Source organism: Streptomyces sp. SID11385 (assembly GCF_010548245.1).
Taxonomy (GTDB): domain Bacteria; phylum Actinomycetota; class Actinomycetes; order Streptomycetales; family Streptomycetaceae; genus Streptomyces.
This window is the reverse complement of the sequence record NZ_JAAGLR010000661.1, coordinates 1-6,176: the sequence shown is the minus strand read 5'-3', so window position 1 is coordinate 6,176 and position 6,176 is coordinate 1. Positions and strand designations below refer to the sequence as shown.

Below are 6,176 nucleotides of genomic sequence, written 5' to 3'. Positions count from 1 at the left end.
GGCGCACGGTCGCGGAGCTGACGGTCGTGGCGGTGGCGCTGCTCGTGCTGTTCGCCTCGCGCCGCGGTGGGGGCGGGGCGGGGGCGGTGCCCGTGCTGCTCGCGCTGGTCGCCGCTCTCGTGCTGGTGCGGTGCTATCCGTTGCCGTTGCGGTGGGCCGCGCGGGTGGCGGGGCGGTCCCGGGGGCTGACGGGTTTCCTGTTCTTCGCGCGGGCGGGCCGGGCGGCGCCGAGCGGGACGCTGCCGCTGTTCGTGCTGCTGATCGCGGTGACGACGGCGGGGGTCGGCGGGGCGGTGCTCACGGATGTCGCGGGGGCCCGGGACCGTGCCGCGCTCGTGACGGCGGGGGCGGACGCGCGGGTCTCGGCGACGGGGGCGCTCGCCGCGTTGCCACGTGACGTCGAGCAGGGGGTGCGAAAGGTCGCGGGGGTGCGGGACGTGGCGCCCGTGCTGATCGACCAGACGGTGGCGCTGCCCGTGGAGTCGGGGGCGGCGAGTACGCGGCCGCTCGCGCTGATGGCCGTCGACCCGTCCTCGTACGGGAGTTTCCTGCGGGCGCAGGGGCTCGGTTCCGGGCCGGTGCCGCCGCGGGCGGAGCGGGGCGGTGTCGTGGACGTGGTCGCCTCGGCGCGGGTCGCGAAGGTCTTCGGGGCGAAGCCGCGCGAGGTGTCCTCGCTCGCTGGCCGGGTGCGGGTGCGGGTGACGCGGGTGGCCGAGGCGCCGCCCGCGCTCGGTGGCGCCGATTTCCTCCTCATGGACCGGGCGGCGCTGGACCGGCGGCCCACGACGGATCTCCTGGTGGCGGGCGAGCCGGACGCGAAGGCGTTGCGGAAGCTCGTGGAGAGGGCCGAGCCGCGGCCTCGCCTGCGGTTGCGTGCGGACGAGCGGGCCGCGTACGCGGACTCGCCGTTGCAGGAGGGCGTCACGCGGTTGTTCGCCGCCGCGGTGGGCGCCGCCGCCGGGTACGCGCTGCTCGCGTTGTTGTTGCACGCGCAGGCGGGAGCGGCGGAGCGGACCGCGTTGCTCGTACGGTTGCGGGTGCTGGGGCTGTCGCGGCGGGGGACGCGCACGCTGACGCTGCTTGACGCCGTGCCGCAGACGTTGCTCGCGGCGGGGGGTGGGGTGCTGGTCGGCTGGGGGGCGATCAGGTTGCTCGCTCCGTTGCTCGACCTGGATCGGCTCGCGTTCGCGCGTACCGACGGGCGGGGCCCGGAGGGGGTGGCCGCCTCGCTGCACGGCGGCGCGTGGGTGCTGGCACTGCCGGCGGCGGGGATCGCGGTCCTCGCGGCGCTGGTCTCGCTGGGGCAGGCGTGGTGGCTGCGGCGTACGAAGATGATCACGGAACTCAGGGCAGGAGACGCATGATGGGCGAGCCCACCGGGGCCGGGGCCGGTGCGGTCCCGAGTCTGAGCGAGCTGGAGCGGCGGGCCGCGGAGCGGCGCGACACGCGCGCCTACGGGCACGACGCGCTCGTGGCCTGTGACCGCCTGGTGCGGGTCTTCAGCGCCGACGGGGTCGAGGTGCAGGCGCTCCAGGGCCTTGATCTCCTGGTGTACGAGGGCGAGTTGATGGCGCTCGTGGGGGCTTCGGGCAGCGGCAAGTCGACCCTCATGAACATTCTGGCGGGGCTGGACAGGCCGACGGCGGGCTCGGCGACCGTGGGCGGTTTCCCGCTGCTCCAGATGGGCCGCAAGGACCGGCTGCGGTACCGGCGCGAGGTGGTGGGCTTCGTGTGGCAGCAGACCGCGCGGAACCTGTTGCCGTTCCTGACGGCGGCGCAGAACGTCGCACTCCCGATGCAGTTGCGCGGGGGCGGCCGGGGGGCCGCGACGCGGGGCAAGCGGGCGCGGCGGGCGGAGGAGTTGCTGCGGATGCTGGAGGCGGGCGACTGCGCGGACCGGCTGCCCGCGCAGTTGTCCGGCGGGCAGCAGCAGCGGGTGGCGATCGCGGTGGCGCTGGCGAACGAGCCGTCGCTGCTCCTTGCCGACGAGCCGACCGGTGAGCTGGACTCGGCGACGGGTGCGCAGGTCTTCGCGGCGTTCCGCCGGGCGAACGAGGAGCTCGGCATGACGGTCATGATCGTCACGCACGACGCGGAGGTCGCGAACGAGGTGAACCGGACGGTCGCGATCCGCGACGGGCGGACGTCCACGGAGGTGCTGCGGCACACGGAGATCGGTGCGGACGGGCAGGAGTCGGTGTCCGCGCACGAGTACGTGACGCTCGACCGGGCGGGACGGCTCCAGCTGCCGCCCGACTACACCTCGGCGCTGGGCTTGCGCGATCGGGCGATGCTGGAGCTGGAGCCCGACCACATCCGGGTGTGGCCCGACCGACGCGGGGACAGCCGCGAGAACGCGCGGGGTGAGGGCGGCCAGGAGGGCTGAACGAGCGAAACCCGTCGCACGAAGGGGCGGGGCCTGGGGTGTTTCCCCGGCCCCGCCCCTTCCGCGCGCGCACCGCACCCCACCCAGTTTTCCCGCGCTTGCCTTTATAGCGCGTGCGCAAGTATTGTCGGCGCACGTAACCGGCTAACACTTGCATCCGCGTCTCGCGGACATTCAGCTCTCGAAGGGTTCTCTCCTCATGCCTCTGGCGCTCCTGGCCCTCGCCATCGGGGCCTTCGGTATCGGCACGACCGAATTCGTGATCATGGGGCTCCTGCCCGAGGTCGCCGACGGCTTCGGCGTCTCCGTGCCGACCGCGGGGCTCCTGGTGACGGGCTACGCCCTCGGCGTGGTGATCGGCGCCCCGATCATGACGCTGCTCGGTACCCGGGTGCCGCGCAAACGGATGCTCATGCTGCTCATGGGCCTGTTCGTCCTCGGCAACGTGATCTCCGCCGTGGCCCCGGTCTTCGGCGTGATGCTCGCGGGCCGGGTCGTCGCCTCCTTCGCGCACGGCGCCTTCTTCGGCATCGGCTCGGTCGTCGCCGCGGGCCTCGTCCCCCCGGCGAAGCGGGCCGGGGCCATCGCGCTCATGTTCACCGGGCTCACCGTCGCCAACCTCGTCGGTGTGCCGCTCGGCACGTACGTCGGGCAGGCCGCGGGCTGGCGCGTCACCTTCCTGATCGTCGCCTCGCTCGGCGTCCTCGGGATGCTCGGCATCCTCAAGCTCGTCCCCGAACTCCCCCGCCCCGAGGGCGTGCGCCTGCGCCACGAGCTAGCGGCCCTGCGCGAGGTCCAGGTCGTCCTCGCGATGGCGATGACCGTGCTCGGCTTCGGCGGGGTCTTCGCCGCCGTCACCTACATCGCCCCGATGCTCACCGAGGTCGCCGGTTTCGCCGATTCCTCGGTCACCTGGCTCCTCGTCGTCTTCGGCGCGGGCATGGTCGCGGGCAACCTCGTCGGCGGCAGGTACGCGGACCGCAGGCTCATGCCGATGCTCTTCACCGTGCTCGGCGCGCTCGCGCTCGTCCTCGCCCTGTTCACCGTCACCGCCCGCTCGGAGGCGGGAGCGGCGCTCACCCTCTTCTTCATCGGCGCACTCGGTTTCGCGACCGTCCCGCCGCTCCAGAAACGGGTGCTCGACAAGGCCGCGGGCGCGCCGACGCTCGCCTCCGCGGTCAACATCGGCGCCTTCAACCTCGGCAACGCCCTCGCGGCCTGGCTGGGCGGCCTCGTCATCGACGCGGGCTTCGGCTACACCTCGCCCAACTGGGTGGGCGCCGCCCTCGCCTTCTCCGCGCTGCTCCTCGCCTTCGTCTCCGCCGCCCTCGACCGCGAGCGGCCCGCGCCCGGCGACGCGAGCGCGCCGACGGCCCACCCGGTCGCCGGCCCGGAACGTACCCCCGCCGCACCGACCCCCCTCTGACCACCTTCCCCAGCCCGGGCGGACGCCCCCGGCAGTACGCCGCCCCGCTCCCGTACCGTCAGGAAAGCACCACCATGAACACCCCCTCCCCCACCGTCACCCTGCACAACGGCGTCCTCATGCCCCAGCTCGGCTTCGGCGTCTTCCAGGTCCCCGACGAGGAGACGACCGCCGCCGTCGCGAGCGCCCTGGAGGCCGGTTACCGGTCCGTCGACACGGCCGCCGTCTACGGGAACGAGCGCGGCGTCGGGCGCGCGCTCGCCTCCAGCGGCGTCCCGCGCGAGGAACTCTTCGTCACCACGAAGCTGTGGAACGACGACCAGGGGTACGACACGACGCTGCGCGCCTTCGACGCCTCGCTCGACAAGCTCGGCCTGGAGTACACCGACCTGTACCTCATCCACTGGCCGGCGCCCGCCCGCGACCGGTACGTCGACACCTACCGCGCCCTGGAGAAGCTCCTCGCCGACGGCCGCACCCGCGCGATCGGCGTGTCCAACTTCCAGCCCGCGCACCTGGACCGGCTCGTCGCCGAAACCGGCGTCGTCCCCGTCGTCAACCAGGTCGAGCTGCACCCCGGCCTCCAGCAGCGCGCACTGCGCGCCGCGCACGCCGGGCTGGGCATCGCGACCGAGGCGTGGAGCCCGCTCGCCCAGGGCGCGCTGCTGAAGGACGACGCCCTGGCCGCGCTCGCGGCGCGGCACGACCGCACCCCCGCGCAGATCGTGCTGCGCTGGCACCTCCAGAGCGGGAACATCGTCATCCCGAAGTCGGTCACCCCCGCCCGCATCCGCGAGAACCTCGACGTCTTCGGCTTCACGCTGAGCGACGAGGACATGGCCGCCGTCGACGCGCTCGACCGCGGGCTGCGGACGGGCCCGCACCCGGACGAGCTGAACTGACGCTCCGCCGGGACGGGCGAGGGGCCGCGGCCCCTCGCCCGAACGGCTCCCTTCCCCGCGGCTCAGTTCTCGCTGATCCGCAGGACCTGCTTGCCGCGCACCCCGCCCTTCTCGCCGCGCGCGTACGCCTCCGCCGCCTTCTCCAGCGGGTGCACCGCGTCGACGTGGACGCGCAGCGCGCCCTCCTCGACGAGCGCCGTGATCCGGCGCAGCGCCGCCCCGTCCGGCTCGACCAGGATGCCCGTGAACCGCACCCCGGCCGCCGTCGCGCGCTCCCCGATGTCTCCCCCGCCGCTCGACGGCACCGTGATGAGCAGGCCCCCGGGCCGCAGGACCGCCAGGGAACGCGCGCTCGTGTCGTCCTTCGCGCCCACGAGGTCGAGGACGGTGTCGACACCCGAGACGTGCTCCTCGAAGCGCTCGGTGCGGTAGTCGACGACCTCGTCCGCGCCGAGCGTGCGCAGCCACGCGTGGCGCGAGGCGCTCGCCGTCGCGATGACGTGCGCGCCGATGTGGTGCGCGAGCTGCACCGCCAGGTGACCCACGCCGCCGGACGCCGCGTGGATGAGGACCCGTTCGCCCCGGCGCAGCCGCGCGGTGTCGACGAGCGCCTGCCAGGCGGTGAGCGACGCGAGGGGCAGCGCCGCCGCCTCGTCGAAGTCGAGGCCCTTCGGGATCGGCGCGAACTGACGCGCCGGCGCGGTGACGTACTCGGCGCAGGCGCCCGCCGTGCGCGGGAACCACGGCATGCCGAGCACCGCGTCGCCCGGCTTGTAGAGCGTCACCCCCGTGCCGACCTCCTCGACCGTGCCCGCGACGTCCCAGCCGGGCACGAGCGGCGGGCTCGCGAGGCTCGCGGCGGCGCCCAGGCCCTCGCGGGTCTTCCAGTCCACCGGGTTCACCCCGGCGGCCCGCACGCGCACGAGGATCTCGGTCGGCACGGGTGCCGGGCGCGGCACGCGGTCCAGGCGCAGGACCTCGGGGCCGCCGAAGCCGGTCTGGACGAGGGCGCGCATGGTGCGGTCGGGGCGGTCCTTCGGGGTGCTGTCCGTCATGGGGCGGGGTTTCCTTCCGGGGCTGTCGTCGGTCCGGTGCGCGGGTACGCGGCCGGGCGGTGGCGTCGGGTACCCGCCCGGCGATCTTCTCGCGTCCATGCAACACCCTCGTGCGGGCCGGGCGCGGGCGGGGCACGATGGGGTGATGCTCCTGGTGACGCTCGTGGACGTGTCGGGCGCCGTGGCCGCGACGCGGTCCCGCTCGCGCAAGACGGAACTGCTCGCGGAACTCTTCCTGGCCGCCGGGCCCGAGGACGCGCCGCTCGCCATCGCCTACCTGTCCGGGCGCGTGCCGCAGGGCCGCATCGGGGTGGGCTGGAGCACCCTGCGCGACGCGCCCGCGCCCGCCGCCGAGCCCTCGCTGAGCCTGCACGACGTGGACGCCGCGCTCGACGGGCTCGCGGCCG

Annotated in this window: 4 protein-coding genes and 2 pseudogenes; 5 read left to right on the top strand and 1 reads right to left on the bottom strand. The window is 74.6% G+C overall.

What is annotated here, in order from left to right:
- From G3I42_RS20220 to G3I42_RS20205, 4 genes and pseudogenes are all read left to right on the top strand, one after another.
- Nucleotides 1-1,364 (top strand): annotated as a pseudogene (locus G3I42_RS20220) (ABC transporter permease); the annotation flags it as partial.
- Entirely contained in the window at nt 1,364-2,386 is a 1,023-nt protein-coding gene (locus G3I42_RS20215) for an ABC transporter ATP-binding protein (RefSeq protein WP_164287896.1), read from the top strand. The pseudogene G3I42_RS20220 and the gene G3I42_RS20215, both read left to right, overlap by 1 nt.
- Before the next feature lie 199 nt (nt 2,387-2,585).
- On the top strand, nt 2,586-3,812 hold the full coding sequence (locus G3I42_RS20210) for an MFS transporter (RefSeq protein ID WP_164287894.1): 1,227 nt from the start codon (nt 2,586-2,588) through the stop codon (nt 3,810-3,812).
- 74 nt (nt 3,813-3,886) lie between these two features.
- Nucleotides 3,887-4,714: an aldo/keto reductase gene (locus G3I42_RS20205; protein WP_164287892.1), complete on the top strand. Its 828-nt coding sequence runs from the start codon at nt 3,887-3,889 to the stop codon at nt 4,712-4,714.
- A gap of 62 nt (nt 4,715-4,776) precedes the next feature.
- On the opposite strand, the gene G3I42_RS20200 is transcribed toward G3I42_RS20205, so the two are convergent.
- Nucleotides 4,777-5,769: an NADP-dependent oxidoreductase gene (locus tag G3I42_RS20200; RefSeq protein WP_164287890.1), complete on the bottom strand. Its 993-nt coding sequence runs from the start codon at nt 5,767-5,769 to the stop codon at nt 4,777-4,779.
- A 145-nt stretch (nt 5,770-5,914) separates the two neighbouring features.
- On the opposite strand from G3I42_RS20200, the pseudogene G3I42_RS20195 reads away from it, so the two are divergent.
- Nucleotides 5,915-6,176 (top strand): annotated as a pseudogene (locus G3I42_RS20195) (ATP-dependent DNA ligase); the annotation flags it as partial.

Bases quoted from the DNA above. Each gene is read 5' to 3' on its own strand.
- G3I42_RS20210 (WP_164287894.1), top strand. From the start codon at position 2,586: ATGCCTCTGGCGCTCCTGGCCCTCGCCATCGGGGCCTTCGGTATCGGC.
- G3I42_RS20215 (WP_164287896.1), top strand. From the start codon at position 1,364: ATGGGCGAGCCCACCGGGGCCGGGGCCGGTGCGGTCCCGAGTCTGAGC.
- G3I42_RS20205 (WP_164287892.1), top strand. From the start codon at position 3,887: ATGAACACCCCCTCCCCCACCGTCACCCTGCACAACGGCGTCCTCATG.
- G3I42_RS20200 (WP_164287890.1), bottom strand. From the start codon at position 5,769: ATGACGGACAGCACCCCGAAGGACCGCCCCGACCGCACCATGCGCGCC.